Raw genomic sequence first — 21,165 nt, forward strand, 5'->3', positions numbered from 1 at the left:
TCATGGGGCGCATTGGTACTTCAATTTAGAAGTTAGTGTCGTGTGTACTTGAATTAATCTGTCCTTCAATATGTTCATCAATATGCTGATGTCCCCAGAGACATATTTCATGTAAAATAGGCATAAGAGATTTACCAAGTTCCGATAAGCTATATTCAACTTTGGGTGGGACTTGGGTGTATTCGTTTCGTATAATTAAGCCATCTTTCTCAAGTTCCTTAAGTTGATTGCTAAGCATTTTATGGGTAACGCCCTCAAGAGCCCTTTTTAATTCGCTATAGCGCATGACTTCTCTGCTTCTTAACCAGAACAAGATATGCATTTTCCACTTGCCACCAGTTAGTGACATCGCATAAGCAAAAGGCTTAATATTAACTTCTTTCTTATTCATCAGCAATCAAACATCCTGTTTCAGGTATTACCCCTAAGGAATAAAAAATGACGTTACGTTTATCTTAATATTTTCTTACACTAATTGGTGGAATATTATTTCCAAATAACAAAAAAAAATAATTGACATCACTCAGGATATATAGTAAAATCAAAACATTCGCTTAAAATATCGAATATTGAAGAAACTAATAATGAGCTGAGCTTCATTATGAAAATAGAACACTCTGAAAAGAGTGCTTTTTTAGTCTATAAACATTGTTATGCCAAAGGATGTTAATTTAAATTCTTTATTTGTGGATAATTTTTCAAAAAATCTAGTCCAATGTGGATAATCATCTTAAAATCATTAGCCTACGTGTGAATAAATCAGCTCTAAAATTCTTTTTTGAAAGTAAATTATTAAAATTTTCAACATTTTCAATCATTTTTCTAAGATTTCATCAATTTACCATTGAATAACAATTCTTTGAATAAATCCAATCATACTTATTAACAAAAATAAGAAATAATAAACAATCACTTAAATTATTGGAGTGAGTCATTCATTGTAAAATGAAAAGACCGACATTGCTGTCGGTCAAAGAGGAGGGTTAATAAATCTATGTAAACAACGTTATTTTTAGGCGAAGGCAACAATAGTGCGCGCTTTTTTGTTACCTTCTGTATTACATATTTAAATTATACCTTGAAGTTGTGAACAGAGTTTGTGCAATTAGTTAAATTATTATGAATTTTTCATATTTTAAATGGGAGAAGTATATCAAGATAAAGTTTTACATAAAAGATTGGATTAAAAAATAGTTATATTTATAATGGTTTTGTCGATATAGATATTAACAAATAAATCCAGATATATTTAGTTTAAGGAGTGATAGTTATGTCATTGTATGGAGTCTCTTTTAAAGAATTTGCCTCTACCTATGATATCTTCAAGCAAGTAAAGAAAGTTGAAAGAATTCAAAAGATTAATAAACTACAGCCTTCTTATTTGGATGAAAAGTTAACTCGGATTATTAATAAATTTAGTGCAGGTAACAGGTTAACGAAAGATGAGCTGTCTTATTTGGTAGAAAGAAGTCCTATGCACTATCAAAAAGTAGTCCGTGTAATGAAAGAAAGAGAACGTTTGGAAAGCCGTTTAACGGCTGCTAGTGGGCAGGTAGAAGTAGATGATGTTGCAATACAGGCGGTGAATGGTATTAATAGTTTAAGAGTTCAAGATCATTTTATGAATACAGCTCGCATCAATCAATACAGGTCCGCACAAAATGAATACAAACAAAAGTTAGATGATAATCAAAATAAGTAGGCAGTATTAGAATGAGCAGTAGACTCCTTTAAGTTTACTGCTCGTTAATTTGTAGCGAAATGCTTATAGGTGAATACAATAACCTATAAGAATTTTTAAGGAGAATAACAAGCATGTATGAACGTGTGAACCTCATGAACCTATTTCGAAAGTTGTGGGAACAGCATATTATGTGGACGAGATCATTTATTATTAGTGTTGCAAGTGACTTAAAAGATCTTGATCTTGTTACCAAACGTTTACTAGAGAATCCAGTTGATTTTGCTAACGTATTAAGACAATATTATGGAGACAATATCGCAATTCAATTTCAAAATTTATTTACAGAGCATCTTTTGATTGCTGGTGATCTTGTAAAAGCAGCGAAAGCAGGAAATAATGCGGAAGTTGAGAGTTTACGCAAAAAATGGTATGAGAATGCAGCTCAAATTGCTAGCTTTTTAGCAAAAATAAATCCACATTGGGACGAAGAAGAGTGGAAACATATGTTTAATACCCATTTACAATTAACAGAACAAGAGGCAGTAAATAGGCTCCAAGGAAGATTTGAAGAAGATATAAGTGATTTTGAATTGATCGAAGAAGAAGCGCTAGAAATGGCAGATATGATGACCTTAGGAATCATAGAACAGTTTCAGCTTTAGAAGAAATGAGGAGAAATTAACAATATTACGCCCCTAATTTACTTATATATTCAATGTACAAAACAATGTAACATTTTTATAAATAGGTTTTCTATATAATGTGTAGCTATTAATATAAATATTAGTGGCTATTATACGCAACAAATTATAAAATAGGAAAAGCAAGTAACATTCATTTTCTATCTAAAAAACAAAAGATAGAACATTTAAGTTCTACTGTTGGTGGTGGCCATACAAAAAGGATTGTTTGTCTTTATGTGGTATTTACAAATCTTAATACTTTTGGTACAAGTTTTAAAGAATAGAATTTGGAAAAAGTAACACAAAAGATAAAAAATAAGACTAACATTTTGGAGAATATAGAAAAAAGATTATATTTAGAATAAATAATTAAAAAAACTGAAAATTTGTGATATAATTAATAAGTTCATTGAAGAAAATCACAGATGGATATCATATACGAAATCATATACGAAATCGTATACAGAAATCATATACGGAATTCATAGATGGATATTATTCGTGGAAAATTCAATGAATATTAATAAGATGTAAAGAAAATGTTAAGAAATTAATCTGATATTGTTCTTTATATTTTATAATGTTATAATTTGTTCAAAAACAGGAGGTAGATGTTATGAGCGACCCTGAGCCGGGTAGTATTATTATGCAGCTGCTTGTAATCGTGTTATTAACACTCGTCAACGCATTTTTTGCCGGTGCGGAGATGGCAGTTGTATCAGTCAATAAGAATAAGATTAAAAAATTGGCGGAAAATGGCAATAAAAAAGCGGTATTAATTCAAAACCTTTCAGAAGATTCAACAAAATTTTTATCATGTATTCAAGTTGCTATTACATTTGCGGGATTCTTTTCTAGTGCTTCTGCAGCAACTGGTATTTCACAGTTACTTGGAGCTTGGTTAAAAGAAAGAGGAATACCATCAGCAGATACGTTGTCAATGATTGTAGTTACTGTAATTCTTTCTTATTTCACTTTGGTATTTGGAGAACTTGTACCAAAACGAATCGCTTTACAAAAAGCTGAAAAATTCAGTTTATTTACAGTTAGACCAATACACTTTATTTCGAAAATTATGTCTCCATTTATTGCGTTATTATCAATTTCAACAAAAGCTGTTTTAATGCTATTTGGAATGAATAAAGGGAACAATGAGGAAACTGTTTCGGAAGAAGAAATCATAGCAATGGTTGAAGAAGGTAGTGAACAAGGTATATTTAATCTTAGAGAAAAAGAAAGGATTAACTCTATATTCTCGTTCAATGATAAAAAAGCAAAAGATGTTATGAAGCCAAGGGTAGAAGTCTTTGCAATTAACATAGACGACCCATTAGATTCATATTTAGATAGATTGTTGGAATGCAGGTATTCAAGGGTACCTGTTTATCAAGGGGAAAGAGATAATATCATTGGTGTTTTAAACATGAAGGATTTTATGTTAGAAGCAAGAAAATCTTCATTTGAAAAAGTTGATATTAGAAAAATTTTAAGTGAGCCATATTTCGTTCCTATAACAAAAAATGCAGATGAACTATTATGGGAATTACAAACATCAAAGAAGCATATAGCAATTCTTATCGATGAATATGGCGGATTTTCGGGCATCGTTACAGTAGAAGACTTAGTTGTTGAGATCATTGGTGATGTTATGAATGAATGTAATGTTCAAGAATCACGAATTAAACAAGTGGATGAACATTCATATCTTGTAGATGGAAGTATGGAAATTGAAGACTTAAATAATAAGTTGGGGGTCGAATTACAGTCAATTAACTATGATACAATTTCTGGCTTGTTAGTCGAGCATATGGGACATATCCCAAGTGAAAAGGAAAAACCTACAATTAAGATTGGTAATTATGTATTTAAGGTTCAACAAGTAAAAGAAAAAAGAATTGATAAAGTCCTTTTTATTATACAGCCCAACTATCATGAGATGGAATTAAAGATGGAATAAAGAAACTAGTACCATAGTTTTATTTCTATATTTCATACGACAAAAGATATACGGAGGAAAAATATGAATATCTCGTTTTCTGAATTTATCATTCAGGTACTAAATAACCCTGCGTTGTTAATTATTGTAGCATTAACACTTGGGGTTATATGGGTGAATGGATTTACAGATGCACCGAATGCGATTGCAACCTGTATTTCTACTAGAGCCTTATCACCTAAGAAAGCTATTTTAATGGCGGCTATCTTTAACTTTTTTGGTGTTTTAGTAATGACTATGATTAATGCAACGGTTGCAGAGACCATATATAATATGGTTGACTTTGGAGGAGACTCTAAGGATGCATTGGTTGCACTTTGTGCAGCACTTTTTGGAATTGTTATCTGGGCGATAGCAGCCTGGGCTTTTGGTATTCCAACGAGTGAAAGTCATGCATTAATCGCTGGACTTTCTGGAGCAGCAATTGCATTACAGGGAGGTTTTTCAGGAATTAATGGTGCAGAATGGGTGAAAGTTCTTTATGGACTTTTAATGTCCACTGCATTAGGTTTTGGCGTTGGTTTTGTAACAGTAAAATGCATCGAGCTTATTTGCAGACGCATGAACCGTGTTAAAACAAATCGTTTCTTTAAAGGTGGACAAATTGCTGGTGGTGCTGCTATGGCATTTATGCATGGTGCACAAGATGGCCAGAAGTTTATGGGTGTATTTCTACTTGGTATGTTTTTAGCAAATGGGAATAGTGAAGTAACTAATTTTCATATTCCATTTTGGTTAATGGTATTATGTTCTGTAGTAATGGGACTTGGTACTTCTATTGGTGGATATAAAATTATCAAAACAGTTGGAATGGGTATGGTTAAGCTTGAAAGTTATCAAGGTTTTGCAGCGGATATCGCCGGTGCAATCTGCCTATTAATTTCGTCTGTGTTTGGTGTTCCTGTTAGTACGACACATACAAAAACAACAGCAATCATGGGTGTTGGTGCATCCAAGAGATTATCCTCAGTTAACTGGGGAATTGTAAAAGAAATGATGGCAGCTTGGATTCTTACATTCCCAGGTTGTGGTTTAGTTGGTTTTATTATTGCCCATATATTTATGAGAATATTCTAGTATTAGAATTTAGTGTAAATTAACATAAGGAATAGTTAAAATCTACTTATTTTAAGAAATAGTCATTGAACTGAAAGGTACAGGTAAGGTAATGAAGAGTAAAAAAGGTTATAGTTATTATGATGAATTTGCTGCTCAGTCAGCTCTTAGTTTGCAATCAGCCGAGATGTTATATAGTATTATAAAGGATTTTTCACAAAGTCAAATAGAAGATAAAATCAAAGAGATGCATGAACTTGAGCACTCCGGAGATATCGTTAAACATAATATGATGAGCTATCTTCTTAAGGACTTTTTACCTCCAATTGAAAGAGAAGACATCATTAGCTTAGCTCAAAATATTGACACTGTTACAGACTGTGTAGAAGAAATTTTAATTCGTCTTGATATATATAATGTAAAAGAATTAAGACCAGAAATTTTACAATTTGCTGAGTTATTAGTACGTTGTTGTAAGAGTGCTAATACTATGGTTACTGAATTTAAAAACTTTAAAAAGTCCTCAATTCTCCAAAAAGAAATTATTGATTTAAATCACTTAGAAGAAGAGGGAGATAGACTTTACGCTAGCAGTGTAAAATATCTATTCCAAACTTGTAAAGATCCAATTACACTTATGATTTGGTCTGATATTATGAACTGTTTTGAATCTTGCTATGATGCTTGTGAAAATGTTGCAGACGATATCGAAAGTATCATATTAAAGAATTCATAAGAACTTATTAATTATATTTTTGTTAGGGAAACGAAGAAAATAAAGAAATAGTATGTTATAATACATACATAAATTCTAAAAAAATATTTCGTTGTAAGAAGGAAGAATATGAAACGCATAAAACAGATTAGCCCTTTAAGGTTAATCGTACTTGGATTTGCATTAGTAATATTAATCGGAGCCATTATTTTATGGTTACCGTTTTCAGCTAACGAAGGTGTAGATGTACCATTTATTGATGCACTGTTTACATCAACTAGTGCAGTCTGCGTAACTGGCTTAATTGCCGTTGACACCGCAGATACATTTAATGGTATAGGACGAACTACTGTAGCTCTTTTAATCCAAATTGGTGGATTAGGAGTTACAAGTGTTGGTGTTGGATTACTGATACTAGCAAATAGAAAAATTGGAGTTAAGGGTAGAGTATTAGTAAAAGAAGCTTTAAACTTAAATTCAATTAAAGGAGCGGTAAGTTTAGTTAAATCCATTTTATTGATGACATTATGTTTTGAAGTAGTAGGAGTATTTTTAAGCTTCCTTGTATTTTCCAGAGATTATGCTCCATTAAGGGCACTTGAAATTAGTGTATTCCATTCCATAGCAGCATTTAATAATTCTGGATTTGATATACTAGGGGGATTGCAAAACCTAATTCCATATCAAGATAATGTCTTGCTTAATTTAACGACTTGCGGCCTTATTATATTTGGTGGTATTGGATTTTATGTAATTAAAGAGGTTATTAATAAACGTCATTTTAAGAAATTTAGTTTACATACGAAAATTGTACTTGTTATGACAGGTAGCTTATTAGTAATTGGAACTATTTTAATAAAATTGACGCAAGATATTCCTTGGCTTGGTGCCTTCTTTTTTAGTACATCAGCAAGAACGGCAGGATTTAGTACTTATAACCTTGGGACATTTTCAAATGCAAGTTTGTTTGTTATTATAATTCTGATGTTTATTGGTGCATCCCCTGGTTCTACTGGTGGTGGTATTAAAACAACAACTACTTTTGTACTTGGATGTACAGCGTATAGTGTTGCTACTAATAAGCATTGTACTGCATTTAAAAGAAAAATACCGAATGAGATAATTTCAAAAGCATTTGTGATTACCTTACTTGCAACAAGTGTTGTCTGTTTTAATACTTTTTTACTTTGTATTTTAGAGCCAAAGTATAGTTTTTTACAGATACTATTTGAGGTAACTAGTGCGTTTGGTACTGTTGGTCTATCAACAGGTATAACGCCGCACTTGACTGTTTTAAGTAAACTGATTATTATAATTACAATGTTTATTGGACGCCTTGGACCATTAACAATGGCATCCATCTGGTCTTATAAGGCGATGGCACAAGTTCATTACTCAGAAGAAAATGTAGTTATTGGGTAGGAGGAAGGAATAAAATGTTTCAACATCGTTCAGCGATAGAATATGGTGTAGTTGGCCTTGGCCGTTTTGGTTCAGCACTTGCAAAAACACTAGCAGAAGCTGGTAAGGAAGTTATTGTTGTAGATAATAACGAAAGTAAAGTTAAACAAATCCGTAATGTAGTTACGGAGGCTTTCGTTGTTGGTACCTTAGATAAAGAAAATTTAGAAGAAACAGGTATTCAAAATTGCCAAACAGTTATTGTATGTATAGGAACTGCGATTGATACGAGTATTCTCACAACGCTAAACTTAATTAGTATGGGAGTGCCTAGGGTTATAGCAAAGGCTATTAGTATTGATCAAGGTAGTGTACTTGAGAAAATAGGTGCAGAAGTTGTATACCCTGAAATCGATATGGCAGTTCGTCTTGCAAACCGATTAGTTTACTCTAAAGGATTGGATTTTATTAAACTAGACGGTGACGTGGAAGTATCTGAAATTAAGGTTTCAAAGAAGCTAGTAGGCCTTAGTGTAGTAAAAGCGGATTTAAGAAGTCGTTTTAATCTTAATATCATTGCAATAGAGCATCAAAATATTACAACAATACAATTAGATCCAGATTATGTATTTACTGCAGATGATGTTTTAGTTGTAATAGGTAAGAAGAAACATATTAGTAATTTTGAAGCTTATTTGGCAGATTAATAAATACGTATTAGATAAAAGTTTATGTAGCATTTTACTTTGTTCATTCAGAGTAAAATCTGCATAAACTTTTTTAGTTTGTTTTATTTTTATCAAAAAGTGTGAGAAATGAAAATTATTTGTGTATATGATTGTAGTATACGATTTTGATTTGTTCGCAATCTTGTATTTGCAGAAAGAGGTTTATATGGGAATTAAAATAATAGGAACTGGAATGTACGTACCAGATATTATAGTTACAAATGACGACTTAGCTACAATTGTTGATACAAGCGATGAATGGATAACTCAAAGAACTGGTATCAAAACAAGACATTTAACCAATGGTGAACTCACATTTCAAATGGGTGCCAAGGCTGCGAAAGAAGCAATAGAAAATGCAGGAATAATGCCAGAGGACATTGATATGATTTTGGGAACAACTATGACACCAGACTGCTTTATGCCATCCATGGCATGTCTAGTTGGCCATGAATTAAACATAAATAATGCTGTATGTATGGATCTTAATGCAGCATGTACTGGATATATATATGCACTAGACACCGCTAGGTCATTTCTTGAAACCGGCAATTATAAGAATATATTAATTGTATCTTCAGAAGTAATGTCAAGGACAATTGACTTTAATGATCGGGCAACTTGCGTTTTGTTTGGTGATGGAGCTGGCGCTACAGTTGTTACGAAATCAGAGGGATTATACGCGTCAAACCTTGGGGGAAATCCAACCGGCGCACTTAAATTGTATGCAAAACTACCAGCACCAAACCATCCATTTAAAAAAGGAGACTCGGATTGGGGTAACCCTGATGTAAATGCATATATAGACGAGGCTATTCGAATGGAAGGAGATGAAGTTTATAAATTTGCAACTACAGTGATGCCTAAGGCTGTAAAAAATGTAGTTGAAAAGGCTGGGATTTCATTGGAACAATTGGATATGCTAATCCCTCATCAAGCCAATGTTCGTATTTTATTATCGGCTAATAAACGTCTTAAGATGCCATTTGAAAAGATTTACGTAGGTATTGAAGAGTATGGTAATATATCAAGTGCTTGCATACCTTTAGCAATGCATAAGCTATCGAAAGAGAACAAACTGAAATCTGGTGATAAAATCTGTATTGTTGGTTTTGGTGCAGGATTAACCTATGGTTCAGTCGTTTTTGAATGGTAAAATATTTTAAACGAGCAGTTTAAAACTTTGATAAGCACAACGCATCAGATGGCGTAGCGCAGTGGCATTTTTTTCATGCTTATCTATAAGTTATCAATGATGGGTTTAAGTCATATAATTAATTAAGGAATGATTGTAAGGGAGCATTATGCTATCTTGTGAATTAGTTACATTTATTTCTACATTTTCTTGTTGTCTTGCTAAAGGAAAGTCAGTGGAAGAGATTTCATTAATGTCTGCAGTGTTTATGCTAATTGGAGACAATCTTGCTACCATAGCTGCGCAAGAGGTGTTATGTGTTAGCTTAGAAGAAGCGAGGAGAAAAGAGGAAAGTAGAGAAATAGAACATAGTACAAGAAAAGACGAATGCAGTAATACAGAGGAACAATTAAATATAGAATGTTAAGATTCTTGAGATTGTGGCAGTTTTTAGATGAATAATACCTCCAAACCAAGTATATGATTGAAGGTATCATTCATCTATTTTAGTCACATTCTTTTTTTATTTATTAAATAGTGACTTGTTCACTTGTTATAGATTCTAATTTATTCCCACATGAAGAGCAAAAAGCGTTTTCTGCAGAATTGAATGTACCACATTTATCACAATAACATCCATTTAGTTTAGTTTGTTGCATGATAGGGTTTACATTAGGAGAAACGGTAGTTTGTGTTGTTGGTTCTTCCTCTATCTTAGTATCTTGTAAAGAGACATTTGCCTTACCGAATAGTTCTTTGAATTTACTAGATAATTTACAGAGCTTATCATATAGATTGAATGTAATTTGAGTTTCTGGTGCAAGTTTCATATAACTAACCATTGTTTTTGTTAAAACATAACTGTCAATGAAGGCAGATTTAATTGATAAAGCAACTAGTACAGCTAAGAAGAATGCTAATAATTTTGAAAGGTTAAGGGCAGTAAATATAGCTCCAAATAAAAGGAATGGGATTAGAGTAAAAGCAAAGGTAACGAGTATTACTACCAAAGCAGTACCTAAGGCACTTTTAAGTAGGGACTTCCAATTTTGAAAATAGATTACAACACCATCAGCAGCACTTTTATATGCATTTTGATCCTTTTTATAGAAGGTATAGCCAAGGCAGCATTCATCTACATAACCTAAAGAGATACTAACTAACACTTTTGAGAAACCAATGATCAGACCGACGCCTGGGAGATTGCCTAACATACTATCAACAGTATCAAGACCACCCTGAATTTGCTTTACCGAGGCACTAATTAGTTTATCAATTACAAAATATACATTGCTGGTACCAAAACGTTCTTTTACTCTTGCAGTTGCTACTTCAAATTGTTTTTCTGGGATTTGTCCAGTAGTCACAGCTTCAGCAAGAATCGCAACATGGCCAGCTTTTACTAGATAACCAAAATAATGCGTAATAATGCTATTGATGACCCCTGTACCACCAATCCAAAATAAAAAGGCAAAAAAATAAACAATGCCTCCACCAAATAAGGCTCCGATTCCAAAACATATGGCTAGCCATACAATGGATAATAAAACTACTCCCAATCCTAGGGCTAGTTTTAACCACACAAATTTCATGGTTTTTAAATAGAGTTCTTTTGCTTGCATAATACCTTTCCTCCTGTTAAATAAATGTTTTATATAAAAACCTCTCGGTTTGCCGAGCTAAAAAAGGGAAGTTAAAATTTCAAGTAAAAAATAATGTAGCAATATAATGAGTATTTAAGGGAAATGTAATCAAAATGAAAGTTAAGATAAAGAGATAGTTTGTATATATAAATGGAAAATATTAGAAATATATTTAAGATTAACATAATTCAAAATGGAAGGCAACTAAAATTTATAAAAATTTAAATTCTATTTTAGAATTTATTGTTCATTGGTTAGAATTGTTTGTTAATTTTATTGAATTATTTATAAGTTTTACTCATTTAAAACATAATAATATATAATAACTGGGTTTATTGATTATTGTCTACAAGTATTTTATAATGACAATGTCTTTAAGCAAAGTAAAGACGCAGAATCTAGAGAGGATAGAATCTGCTTTTTTTATTTTCTACCATAGTCATGGTACATCAAAGGAGGATAACTTTTTATGAAAAAGAAATTGTTAAGTTTACTTATGGTATCAGCGCTCGTTGTAACCATGGTAACAGGATGTGGAACAAAGAACGATGGTACTACAACTACCGAACCAACAACTGCACCAACAAATGAGACATCAGGTGATAAGACGAAAGCAGATGGTTTATTTGCTCCAATAGCAAAAGAAGATATTAAAGTTGGTGTACTACATATTACAGATCCAGCAGAAGGTTCTGGATATACTTATACTCATGACATTGGTATTCAGGGAATGCAAAAGAATCTTGGTCTAGCGGACAATCAGATTGTTAGAAAGAATAATGTATCTGATAGTGATGAAGTTGCAATTCAAACAGCAATAGAAGAATTAATCGAAGATGGATGTAATATAATTTTTGCCACTAGCTGGGGTTACATGGAAACATGCGCAGCTTATGCAGAAGAATATCCAGATATCATTTTTTCACATGGTACTGGATATATGAGCAATGGTACGAATTTTAATAACTACTTCGGAAGAATATATCAAGCAAGATATCTAAGTGGTATCGCAGCTGGTCTTAAAACAGAAACAAATAAAATCGGATATGTAGCTTCTTGGGGAAAAGATAACTCTGAGGTAACTGGTGGATTAAATGCATTTGCAATGGGTGTATACTCTGTAAATCCTAACGCAGAAGTATATGTAAAAACAACAAACAGCTGGTATAATCCAGAAGGTGAAGCAGCTGCAGCAGAGGCTTTAATCGCTTTAGGTTGTGATGTATTATCTCAACATTGTGATACTCCAAACCCTATGACAGCAGCAGAAGAAGCTGGCGTATTTGGAGTAGGTTATAATTCAGACATGTCTAAAGATGCACCAAATGCTGTACTTACTTCTGTAGTTTGGGATTGGTCAGCATATTATACGAAGGCTGTAAAAGATGTAATTGATGGTACATGGGATGGTTCTAATTACTTTGGCGGTATGGCAGAAGGATTAGTAAACATTGCACCATTATCTGATTTATGTAAAGAAGGAACAAAAGAAGCCATTGATGAAGCAAGAGCAAAGATTGAATCTGGTGATTGGGATGTGTTCTGGGGCGTTATTGAAACTAATGAAGGTACAACTGTAGGTGAAGAAGGTAAATCTTTAGATGACGCTACAATTACTGGTGGAATCAATTGGTACTTTAAAAATGTTGTTGAAAAATAATCTTTAAAATATTGCAGAAAGATAATATAAAAAAGTAATAACGAAAAAGTTCACGAATTTTAATGTTTTACTGATTCTGAATTGATATACGAAAAGATATTCATTTTAGAAGGTGGAATGTTTAGTATTTCACACAAATCCTTTTAAGGTAATTTTGGCTAAAGGGTGTTGCAAATAGAAAATCTTATATTGCAACACCCTTTCATGTTTTTGGAGGTACGATTATGTCACAGACAAAGAAACCTGCATATGCAATAGAATGTAAGGGAATAACAAAGCGATTCGGTAGCGTAGTTGCCAATGATCACATAAATTTGAATGTAAAGCAAGGTGAAATACTTGCCCTACTTGGTGAAAATGGTTCAGGTAAGACAACATTAATGAATATGCTCTCTGGAATTTACCATCCAGATGAAGGGAGCATTTCCATTTACGGAGAAGAAGTAGTAATTAATTCCCCAACCGATGCAGCGGTTCTTGGTATTGGTATGATTCATCAGCATTTTAAACTGGTTGAAGTATTTTCTGCGATGGAAAACATTGTACTTGGTACAAAAGAAAAGTTAGAAAAACCAAAAGTGCTAAAAGAAAAGATCGAAAAAATATGTACAAAATTTGGGCTAGAGATTGACGCTGAAAAGAAAGTCTATGATATGTCTGTTAGCGAAAAACAGACGGTAGAAATCTTAAAAGTTTTATATAGAGGAGCTAAAATTCTTATTTTAGATGAACCAACAGCAGTTTTAACACCACAAGAAACAGATAAGTTATTTGCGATTTTACGTCGAATGAAAGAGCAAGGCAATGCAATAATAATAATAACTCATAAGTTAAATGAAGTACTTGATATTAGTGACAGAGTTACGATACTTAGAAAAGGAAAAAGTATTGAAACGGTAGTTACTGCGGAATGTGATTCGAAAATGTTGACAGAATTAATGGTTGGCAGACCTGTTAGTTTAGAAATCGAACGACCAGAAATAGAGAAGAAGAGAACAGTTCTTGAATGTAAGAATTTATCCATTTTAAAATCGGATGGAACAAAAGGAATTGATGATATTTCCTTTAACATTAAGTCAGGAGAGATTCTTGGAATTGCTGGTGTTGCAGGTAGTGGGCAAAAAGAATTATGCGAAGGAATTGCAGGATTATTACAAGTTCAAAACGGCGAAATTAATTACAATGGTGAAAATATTGTAGGAAAATCTCCCCTTGAAATTATTAACTATGGAATTAGTATGAGTTTTGTTCCAGAAGATCGACTTGGAATGGGTCTAGTGGCTGATATGGGTATGGTAGATAATATGCTTTTAAAAAGCTATAAAGATGGTAAGGGACCTTTTGTACGTCGTAAGCCAGCGAGAGCCTTAGCTGAAAAATTAGTGAAAAAGTTAAAGATTGTTACTCCTGGTGTAGAAACGCCGGTACGACTTATGTCTGGTGGTAACGTACAAAAAGTTTTATTAGGACGTGAAATAGAGTCAAATCCTAACGTTCTTATTACCGCTTATCCAGTAAGAGGTTTAGATATTAATGCATCTTATACCGTTTATGATTTATTAAACGAACAAAAACAAAAGAATGTTGCAGTTATTTATGTTGGTGAAGATTTGGATGTTTTACTTGAACTATCCGATCGAATCATGGTTCTTTGCCATGGCAAGGTGACTGGAATTGTAGATGCAAAAACCACAACCAAGGAACATATCGGTTTACTTATGACAGGTGAAATGGATCAGGAGGAAGCAGTAAATGGCTAATATAAAAGTTAAAAGACAAAATGAGCCTCTCATTCGTACTGTAAAACGAGCAGAGCTATCAAAAAATAAAATGATAGGATTACGTTTACTTGCATTACTGTTAGCATTAGTTGCAGGGGGCTTATTTATTCTTATTATAGGATATAATCCATTTAAAATATATTCAACACTAGTAAGCGGTGCATTTCGTAGTAAGTTAGCAATTCAAGGAACCGTTAAAATAATGATTCCATTACTTATTACATCATTAGGTGTTACCTTAGCCTTTAAAATGAAATTTTGGAACATTGGTGCAGAAGGACAGATGATTACGGGAGCTATTTTTGCCTCTTATTTTGCCCTTTTTCATGCGGACTTACCACATGCATTGCTACTAATTATTATGTTAGTTGCTGGAATGTTAGGTGGTGGTTTAGCAGCCCTTTTACCTGCTTATTTTAAATCACGCTATAATACCAATGAAACATTATTTACATTAATGTTTAACTATATTGCTTTTAATATTGTTGTATTTTTAAGAGAGTCTCCTTGGAGAGATCCAGCATCTCCTGGATATGCTAAAATTGCAAGATTTGATAAAAATGCACAGTTAGATAAAGTCTTTGGAGTACATAGTGGTTGGATCATTGCTCTTATTTTAGTAGTGCTTGTCTTTATTTATTTAAGCTATACAAAACATGGTTATGAAATTAGCGTTGTTGGTGAGAGCCAAGCGACAGCGACCTATGCTGGTATGAATGTAAAGAAGATTGTTCTTCGTACGATGTTTATCAGTGGTGCTATTTGTGGTGTGGCTGGTATGATTGAAGTAAGTGGTTCTGCGATGACGCTTACTACTGGTATTGCAGGTGGTGTAGGTTTTACAGCTATTATTGTAGCTTGGCTTGGTAATCTTAATCCTATTTCAATTTTTATTATTTCAGCATTATTTAGTATTATGGAAAAGGGAAGTAGTGTAGTAGAATCTACCTTTGGATTATCCGGGGCATGTGCAGACGTATTGCAAGGAATTATCTTATTCTTTGTGATTGGATGCGAGTTTTTTGCTAGATATCATTTTGTGATGCGTAAAAAAGGAGGAGCAAAAGCATGAGTATGATTATTCGTTTTATTGCAGTTTCCATTGCTTCTGGAACACCGATATTGTTCGGTACTTTAGGTGAAATCCTCAATGAAAAAGTTGGACATTTAAACTTAGGTGTTGAAGGTATGATGGCAATCGGTGCCTGTGCAGGCTTTATGGTAGGATATTCTACTGATAATTTTCTACTTGCTTTAATTGCAGCTTTTGCAGCTGGAGCCCTTGCAGCATTGATATACGGTGTTTTAACCATTACATTTATGGCAAATCAAAATGTAACCGGCTTAACGCTTACCATCTTTGGTGTAGGTCTTGCAAACTTTTGGGGATTTCATGCCCTTAGTAAATCAGAGAGTGGAACGTTAAAACTTCCTGAAAACATTACTTCTCAAATGAGAAACATTAATATCAAAGGTCTTAGTGATATTCCTATCCTTGGTGAGTTATTCTTTTCTTATAACCCATTTGTTTATATAGGAATTATTACAGCAATTCTACTTGGTATTTATCTTCACCATACAAAAACAGGTCTTAACATTCGCGCAATCGGTGAAAATCCAGCAGCAGCAGATGCCGCTGGTATTAAAGTTACAAAGTGCAAGTATTTAAATGTAATGCTTGGTGGTGGTATCTGTGGTATTGGTGGAGCTTACACGATTATGATTATTAATAAAGGTGTATGGATTAGTGACTGTGTGGGAGGAATCGGTTGGATTTCTGTTGCATTAGTTATCTTTGCGACATGGAGCCCTGTAAAAGCTATTTTTGGTTCCTTTATATTTGGAGCACTTCGTCAGTTAAAATATTATATCCCTGCTTCATTTAATATTCCTGGAGCATTTTATGATATGTTACCTTATTTGATTACGGTAATCGTTCTTGTAGCGGCATCCGTTCGTATGGCAAGGGAGAAATCTCAGCCAGAAGCTTGCGGTGTGAATTACTATAGAGAGGAACGTTAATTAAAGTGAGATAAGAGGGATTCTTAAAATAGGAATGCAATAAAATAGAGATTCAATAATATAGCAGTTGTTAATAAACCGAATTCATCTGCATGATTCACATTTTTGTTTTGAAAAGTATAAAACAATATAGTATCATACAGGTAAATCACTTTTAACAACTGCTATCACTTTGTTGATTTGTGTAATTATTAATTTTCTTGTTATATATAATTATCCTTAAATTGTATTGTTCTTATTTGAAATTGTTCTTATTTGAAGTTATCCATACTTACGTTTAAAAAATATCTTCATTCTATTATCGTTCTTTATTTAGATACCTTTCTATAGTTAACTTTGTTTTCTATATTTTGCAGGAGTAATTCCCTTATATTTTCGAAAGGTTTTAATAAAATAGCTTAAATCATTAAAACCACAATTCATAGCAATTTCAATAATGGATGCGTCAGAGTTGAGCAATTGAAAACAGGCGCGTTCAATTCTATAAAAATTCAAATAATTCATTGGACTTTTATGAGTCATATCCTGAAAAAATTTGCAAAAATATTTTGCAGACATGCCTGCGGCTTTTGAAAGCTGATCTAACGTGATGGTTGTATTATAATGGTTTTCGATTAGTTCTAGTGCATGTTTTAGTTGATGTAATCTTTTTTGATTTACAGAAGATACTTGAGAGGCAGTGCAAAAAAGATTTCGCTCAAGCATTGTGCCAAAAATCTCATATAACGAACCTTTAACAATCATTTCATATCCGAAATTCTTCATCTGAAAAGAGTCAAATAGTTTCCAGATTGTATCATGCAGTCTTGTATCTTCCTTAGGAAGATAATTATTTATCAGAAGTGCTTGATTGCTTATAGACTCTATGTATTTTCTTGAAATATCTTCTTTATTCAGTAACATTTTCATGTCAAACACAATACATTCATAAACACAGTCTTTGGGAGCACATGCATGGAGGGTCCCACCATGAACAAATATGACATCTCCTGAATTTGCATGAATTTCTTCCTCATCCAATGAAATAATAAAACTTCCTTTCAAAACACGAATAATCTCATACTCTACATGCCAATGGAACGCCATAATGTACTGAGGATGAGAATCCTCTACATGGTGAAAATCAATAGGAAATTCAAAGGTTCCACGCTGTTTACACTCATTATAATCTAAATATTGCATACATCCTCCAATCTGAAGATTGTTACATTTTTTGCCATTATAACACAAGATTTAAGGCAAGTAAAATAGTAGAATGAAGGATATAGATATAGATATAGATATAGATATAAAGATAAATATAAATATAGATATAGATGAAATTTAGATGGAGTTTGAAGCTGATATGTAAGATAGAATTAATAGGCAAGCTAAGCCAATAAGTAAGATAAAACTAATAAGCAAGATAAACTAATGCGTAAGATAAAGCTAATAAGCAAGATGAAACTATAAGCAATATAAAACTATTTGAGAGAAAGGATAAGGTGTTAGGGTGGCAAAAAGCAGATTAATAGGTGATTACCCAGTGATTGGAATACGACCAACCATTGATGGTCGAAGAGGGGTTTTAGAGGTTAGAGAATCATTAGAAGAGCAAACCATGAACATGGCAAGGGCAGCAGCAGGACTTTTTGCAAGTAATTTATGCTATTCAAATGGTGAACCTGTAAACGTTGTAATTGCAGACACAACCATTGGACGTGTTGCTGAGGCAGCAGCTTGTGCAGATAAGTTTAAAAAGGCCGGTGTAGATATTACACTTACCGTTACTCCTTGTTGGTGTTACGGGTCAGAAACAATGGATATGGATCCAATGACCATTAAAGGTGTTTGGGGATTTAATGGAACGGAACGACCAGGTGCTGTTTATTTAGCAGCGGTACTAGCTGGCCATGCTCAAAAAGGATTGCCTGCCTTTGGTATCTATGGAAGGAACGTGCAAGATGCTGATGACTTAGAGATTCCCGAGGATGTAAAAGAAAAGCTATTACGATTTGGTAGAGCTGCAATTGCGGCAGCTACTATGCGCGGAAAATCTTATTTGCAGATAGGCTCTATATGTATGGGTATTGCTGGTTCAATTATTAACTGTGACTTTTTTGAAGAGTATTTAGGTATGAGGGTTGAATCCGTAGATGAAGTAGAGATTATTCGGCGAATGACAGAAGAAATTTATGATAAGAAAGAATATGAAAAAGCCTTAGCCTGGGTAAAAGAAAAATGTAAAGAGGGTTTTGATAAAAATCCAATTCATCTGCAGAAGAATGAAAAACAAAAAGAAGAAGAGTGGGAATTCATCGTTAAAATGATGTGTATCATTAAAGATTTGTACAATGGGAATGAAAATCTTCCAGAACATGCAAAAGAAGAAATGGTAGGTCATAATGCAATCGCTGGTGGATTTCAAGGCCAAAGGCAGTGGACTGATTTTTATCCAAACTGTGATTTTCCAGAAGCAATGTTAAACTCTTCTTTTGATTGGGAGGGAGCAAGAGAGCCTTACATATTAGCAACAGAGAATGATTCCTTAAATGGAGTTTGTATGCTGTTTGGTAAATTACTAACCAATACTGCACAAATATTTGCTGATGTTAGAACTTATTGGAGCCCAGATGCTGTGAAAAAGGCGACTGGTTACGAATTAGAAGGTGTTGCTCAAGAAGCTAGTGGCTTTATTCATTTAATAAATTCAGGAGCAGCATGTATCGATGCGTGCGGTGAAGTAAAAGATGAGAATGGTAACGGAATCATAAAACCATTTTGGGAAATGACTGATAAAGATCAAGACGTATGCTTACAGGCCACAACATGGAATGCAGCAGATTACGGGTATTTCAGGGGTGGTGGATACTCTTCCCGTTTCTTAACAAGAAGTGAAATGCCAGTGACAATGGTTCGAATAAACATGATAAAAGGGCTAGGTCCAGTACTACAATTGGTGGAAGGATATACAGTGAATTTACCAGAGGAGGTATCTGATAAGCTTTGGAAGAGAACTGATTATACATGGCCTTGCACTTGGTTTGCTCCAAGGACAACGAAAGAGGGCGCTTTTAAAACAGCTTACGAGGTGATGAATAATTGGGGAGCAAATCATGGCTCAATTAGTTATGGCCATATTGGTGCTGATATTATTACACTTTGTTCTATTCTTAGAATACCTGTTTGTATGCACAACGTTCCTGAGGATAAAATATTCCGTCCAGCAGTGTGGAACGCATTTGGTATGGATAAAGAGGGACAGGATTATAGAGCTTGTGCAACTTTTGGTCCAATGTATAAATAAGAAAGGGAGATAAGAGTATTGACTTTTGATCTAGGAGTATCTAGTGGCAGGGCAATGCTTAGAATTTTGATGGAAAAACAACGGAGGATAGTATGTTAAAAGGTATTCCAGCAATATTATCGCCAGAGCTTCTAAAGATACTTTGTGAAATGGGGCATAGTGATCGAATTGTCATAGCGGATGGAAATTTCCCAGCTCAGTCCATAGGTAAAGAAGCAATTGTTATTCGTATGGATGGTCATGGTGTATGCGAAATATTAGAAGCTATTTTACATGTGTTTCCACTAGATAATTATGTGAAACATCCTGTGAATGTCATGAAAGTTGTGGATGGTGATTTGGTAGAAACACCGATATGGGACAGTTATCAAAGCATTGTGAATAAACAAGAAGATTGTGATAATAAAGAGATTGGTCAAATAGAGCGATTTTTATTTTATGAAGAAGCAAGATCTGCCTATGCAATTATTGCTACCAGCGAAAAGGCATTGTATGGGAACATAATGCTCCAAAAAGGTGTAGTAGCGCAGTCAATAAATTAAAATTTGAAGTTTATAACGAGGATATAGATATGGATTATATGGAGATTAGAGAACAAATTTGCGATATATGCCATAAGATGTGGCAATTAGGTTGGGTAGCAGCAAATGACGGAAATGTCACGGTAAAATTAGAGGATGGTACATTTCTTGCAACACCAACAGGGATTAGTAAAAGTTTTATAACACCTGAAAAGCTTGTTCATATTAACGACAAAGGCGAAGTGCTTCATGGACTTGCGGGTGCAAAACCGTCATCTGAAATTAAAATGCACTTACGTTGTTATAAAGAAAGAGAAGATGTAGGAGCAGTTGTTCATGCACATCCTCCAGTGGCAACGGGATACGCAGTGGCGAATAAACCTTTGGATGAGTATTCAATGATAGAAACTGTGATTGCCATTGGGTCTATACCTGTGACACCTTACGGAACACCATCGACTCATGAAGTGCCAGATGCAATTGCACCATATCTATCTTCTCATGATGTACTATTGTTACAAAATCATGGTGCTTTGACCGTAGGATCAGATTTAATAACAGCATATTATCGAATGGAAACCTTAGAGTTATTCGCTAAGATTAGCTTAAACGCACATTTGCTTGGAGGAGCGAAAGAAATATCAAGAGAGAACATTGATCGATTGATTTCTATGAGAGAGAATTATGGGGTAACTGGGAAACATCCTGGTTATAAGAAATATAAGGAATAGCGAAAACATTTAATCTAAGGAATTGTATTAAAGGCTATTCATTTAGCGTTGATTTCAAGTAATACAAACGAAAGTGAATACATCTAAATAAAATAGTTAGATGTAATAAATGAATAATATGTA

The 21,165-nt window shown here is 33.6% G+C and carries 19 protein-coding genes; 16 read left to right on the forward strand and 3 right to left on the reverse strand.

The window, feature by feature from the left end:
• Nucleotides 1-25 precede the first annotated feature (25 nt).
• Nucleotides 26-391 carry a winged helix-turn-helix transcriptional regulator gene (locus BN4220_RS09720; RefSeq protein ID WP_066715707.1) on the reverse strand — a complete coding sequence of 122 codons (366 nt, stop codon included), beginning with the start codon at nt 389-391 and terminating at the stop codon, nt 26-28.
• Between the two features lie 879 nt (nt 392-1,270).
• Here BN4220_RS09720 and BN4220_RS09725 point away from each other — a divergent pair.
• The 9 genes from BN4220_RS09725 (at nt 1,271) to BN4220_RS09765 (ending at nt 9,825) form a co-directional block, all read left to right on the forward strand.
• Nucleotides 1,271-1,702: a hypothetical protein gene (locus tag BN4220_RS09725; protein ID WP_066715708.1), complete on the forward strand. Its 432-nt coding sequence runs from the start codon at nt 1,271-1,273 to the stop codon at nt 1,700-1,702.
• A 113-nt stretch (nt 1,703-1,815) separates the two neighbouring features.
• Nucleotides 1,816-2,346 carry an acetylglutamate kinase gene (locus BN4220_RS09730; RefSeq protein WP_066715709.1) on the forward strand — a complete coding sequence of 177 codons (531 nt, stop codon included), beginning with the start codon at nt 1,816-1,818 and terminating at the stop codon, nt 2,344-2,346.
• Nucleotides 2,347-2,983: 637 nt separating this feature from the next.
• Entirely contained in the window at nt 2,984-4,324 is a 1,341-nt protein-coding gene (locus BN4220_RS09735; protein ID WP_066715710.1) for a hemolysin family protein, read from the forward strand.
• 63 nt (nt 4,325-4,387) lie between these two features.
• Nucleotides 4,388-5,440 (forward strand): inorganic phosphate transporter, encoded by a 1,053-nt coding sequence (locus BN4220_RS09740; protein WP_066715711.1) that lies wholly within the window; start codon nt 4,388-4,390, stop codon nt 5,438-5,440.
• A gap of 91 nt (nt 5,441-5,531) precedes the next feature.
• On the forward strand, nt 5,532-6,155 hold the full coding sequence (locus tag BN4220_RS09745; RefSeq protein WP_066715712.1) for a DUF47 domain-containing protein: 624 nt from the start codon (nt 5,532-5,534) through the stop codon (nt 6,153-6,155).
• 108 nt (nt 6,156-6,263) lie between these two features.
• On the forward strand, nt 6,264-7,556 hold the full coding sequence (locus BN4220_RS09750; protein WP_066715713.1) for a TrkH family potassium uptake protein: 1,293 nt from the start codon (nt 6,264-6,266) through the stop codon (nt 7,554-7,556).
• Nucleotides 7,557-7,570: 14 nt separating this feature from the next.
• Nucleotides 7,571-8,242 (forward strand): potassium channel family protein, encoded by a 672-nt coding sequence (locus BN4220_RS09755; protein ID WP_066715714.1) that lies wholly within the window; start codon nt 7,571-7,573, stop codon nt 8,240-8,242.
• Nucleotides 8,243-8,429: 187 nt separating this feature from the next.
• Entirely contained in the window at nt 8,430-9,419 is a 990-nt protein-coding gene (locus BN4220_RS09760; RefSeq protein WP_066715715.1) for a beta-ketoacyl-ACP synthase III, read from the forward strand.
• A 148-nt stretch (nt 9,420-9,567) separates the two neighbouring features.
• Complete coding sequence (locus tag BN4220_RS09765) at nt 9,568-9,825, forward strand: DUF6774 domain-containing protein (protein ID WP_066715716.1); 258 nt, start codon at nt 9,568-9,570, stop codon at nt 9,823-9,825.
• 103 nt (nt 9,826-9,928) lie between these two features.
• Here the strand turns inward: BN4220_RS09765 and BN4220_RS09770 are convergent, their stop codons facing one another.
• Nucleotides 9,929-11,020: a zinc ribbon domain-containing protein gene (locus BN4220_RS09770; protein WP_066715717.1), complete on the reverse strand. Its 1,092-nt coding sequence runs from the start codon at nt 11,018-11,020 to the stop codon at nt 9,929-9,931.
• A gap of 490 nt (nt 11,021-11,510) precedes the next feature.
• On the opposite strand from BN4220_RS09770, the gene BN4220_RS09775 reads away from it, so the two are divergent.
• The 4 genes from BN4220_RS09775 to BN4220_RS09790 all read left to right on the forward strand — a co-directional run bounded on the left by BN4220_RS09775 (nt 11,511) and on the right by BN4220_RS09790 (nt 16,504).
• Complete coding sequence (locus tag BN4220_RS09775) at nt 11,511-12,701, forward strand: BMP family ABC transporter substrate-binding protein (protein WP_066715718.1); 1,191 nt, start codon at nt 11,511-11,513, stop codon at nt 12,699-12,701.
• 224 nt (nt 12,702-12,925) lie between these two features.
• A complete protein-coding gene (locus BN4220_RS09780; protein WP_066715719.1) occupies nt 12,926-14,461 on the forward strand; it encodes an ABC transporter ATP-binding protein in 1,536 nt (511 codons plus the stop codon).
• The gene (locus BN4220_RS09785; RefSeq protein ID WP_066715720.1) at nt 14,454-15,554 is read left to right on the forward strand and encodes an ABC transporter permease; all 1,101 of its coding nucleotides are present in this window, start codon (nt 14,454-14,456) and stop codon (nt 15,552-15,554) included. Before BN4220_RS09780 ends, BN4220_RS09785 begins: the two co-directional genes overlap by 8 nt.
• Nucleotides 15,551-16,504, forward strand: coding sequence for an ABC transporter permease (locus BN4220_RS09790; protein ID WP_066715721.1), 954 nt, complete (start codon nt 15,551-15,553; stop codon nt 16,502-16,504). The genes BN4220_RS09785 and BN4220_RS09790 overlap by 4 nt, the downstream gene beginning before the upstream one ends.
• Nucleotides 16,505-16,834: 330 nt before the next feature.
• Here the strand turns inward: BN4220_RS09790 and BN4220_RS09795 are convergent, their stop codons facing one another.
• A complete protein-coding gene (locus BN4220_RS09795) occupies nt 16,835-17,686 on the reverse strand; it encodes an AraC family transcriptional regulator (protein WP_066715722.1) in 852 nt (283 codons plus the stop codon).
• Between the two features lie 310 nt (nt 17,687-17,996).
• Here BN4220_RS09795 and BN4220_RS09800 point away from each other — a divergent pair, with 310 nt between their 5' ends.
• From BN4220_RS09800 to BN4220_RS09810, 3 genes are all read left to right on the forward strand, one after another.
• Nucleotides 17,997-19,790: an L-fucose isomerase gene (locus BN4220_RS09800; RefSeq protein ID WP_066715723.1), complete on the forward strand. Its 1,794-nt coding sequence runs from the start codon at nt 17,997-17,999 to the stop codon at nt 19,788-19,790.
• Between the two features lie 92 nt (nt 19,791-19,882).
• Nucleotides 19,883-20,332 carry an RbsD/FucU family protein gene (locus BN4220_RS09805; RefSeq protein WP_066715724.1) on the forward strand — a complete coding sequence of 150 codons (450 nt, stop codon included), beginning with the start codon at nt 19,883-19,885 and terminating at the stop codon, nt 20,330-20,332.
• Nucleotides 20,333-20,355: 23 nt separating this feature from the next.
• The gene (locus tag BN4220_RS09810; RefSeq protein ID WP_197467963.1) at nt 20,356-21,042 is read left to right on the forward strand and encodes a class II aldolase/adducin family protein; all 687 of its coding nucleotides are present in this window, start codon (nt 20,356-20,358) and stop codon (nt 21,040-21,042) included.
• Nucleotides 21,043-21,165: the final 123 nt, after the last annotated feature.

This window comes from Clostridium sp. Marseille-P299, from assembly GCF_900078195.1.
Classification (GTDB): domain Bacteria; phylum Bacillota; class Clostridia; order Lachnospirales; family Lachnospiraceae; genus Lachnoclostridium.

Coding starts and splice junctions, on each gene's coding strand:
- BN4220_RS09720 (WP_066715707.1), bottom strand. CDS start 391: ATGAATAAGAAAGAAGTTAATATTAAGCCTTTTGCTTATGCGATGTCA.
- BN4220_RS09725 (WP_066715708.1), top strand. CDS start 1,271: ATGTCATTGTATGGAGTCTCTTTTAAAGAATTTGCCTCTACCTATGAT.
- BN4220_RS09730 (WP_066715709.1), top strand. CDS start 1,816: ATGTATGAACGTGTGAACCTCATGAACCTATTTCGAAAGTTGTGGGAA.
- BN4220_RS09735 (WP_066715710.1), top strand. CDS start 2,984: ATGAGCGACCCTGAGCCGGGTAGTATTATTATGCAGCTGCTTGTAATC.
- BN4220_RS09740 (WP_066715711.1), top strand. CDS start 4,388: ATGAATATCTCGTTTTCTGAATTTATCATTCAGGTACTAAATAACCCT.
- BN4220_RS09745 (WP_066715712.1), top strand. CDS start 5,532: ATGAAGAGTAAAAAAGGTTATAGTTATTATGATGAATTTGCTGCTCAG.
- BN4220_RS09750 (WP_066715713.1), top strand. CDS start 6,264: ATGAAACGCATAAAACAGATTAGCCCTTTAAGGTTAATCGTACTTGGA.
- BN4220_RS09755 (WP_066715714.1), top strand. CDS start 7,571: ATGTTTCAACATCGTTCAGCGATAGAATATGGTGTAGTTGGCCTTGGC.
- BN4220_RS09760 (WP_066715715.1), top strand. CDS start 8,430: ATGGGAATTAAAATAATAGGAACTGGAATGTACGTACCAGATATTATA.
- BN4220_RS09765 (WP_066715716.1), top strand. CDS start 9,568: ATGCTATCTTGTGAATTAGTTACATTTATTTCTACATTTTCTTGTTGT.
- BN4220_RS09770 (WP_066715717.1), bottom strand. CDS start 11,020: ATGCAAGCAAAAGAACTCTATTTAAAAACCATGAAATTTGTGTGGTTA.
- BN4220_RS09775 (WP_066715718.1), top strand. CDS start 11,511: ATGAAAAAGAAATTGTTAAGTTTACTTATGGTATCAGCGCTCGTTGTA.
- BN4220_RS09780 (WP_066715719.1), top strand. CDS start 12,926: ATGTCACAGACAAAGAAACCTGCATATGCAATAGAATGTAAGGGAATA.
- BN4220_RS09785 (WP_066715720.1), top strand. CDS start 14,454: ATGGCTAATATAAAAGTTAAAAGACAAAATGAGCCTCTCATTCGTACT.
- BN4220_RS09790 (WP_066715721.1), top strand. CDS start 15,551: ATGAGTATGATTATTCGTTTTATTGCAGTTTCCATTGCTTCTGGAACA.
- BN4220_RS09795 (WP_066715722.1), bottom strand. CDS start 17,686: ATGCAATATTTAGATTATAATGAGTGTAAACAGCGTGGAACCTTTGAA.
- BN4220_RS09805 (WP_066715724.1), top strand. CDS start 19,883: ATGTTAAAAGGTATTCCAGCAATATTATCGCCAGAGCTTCTAAAGATA.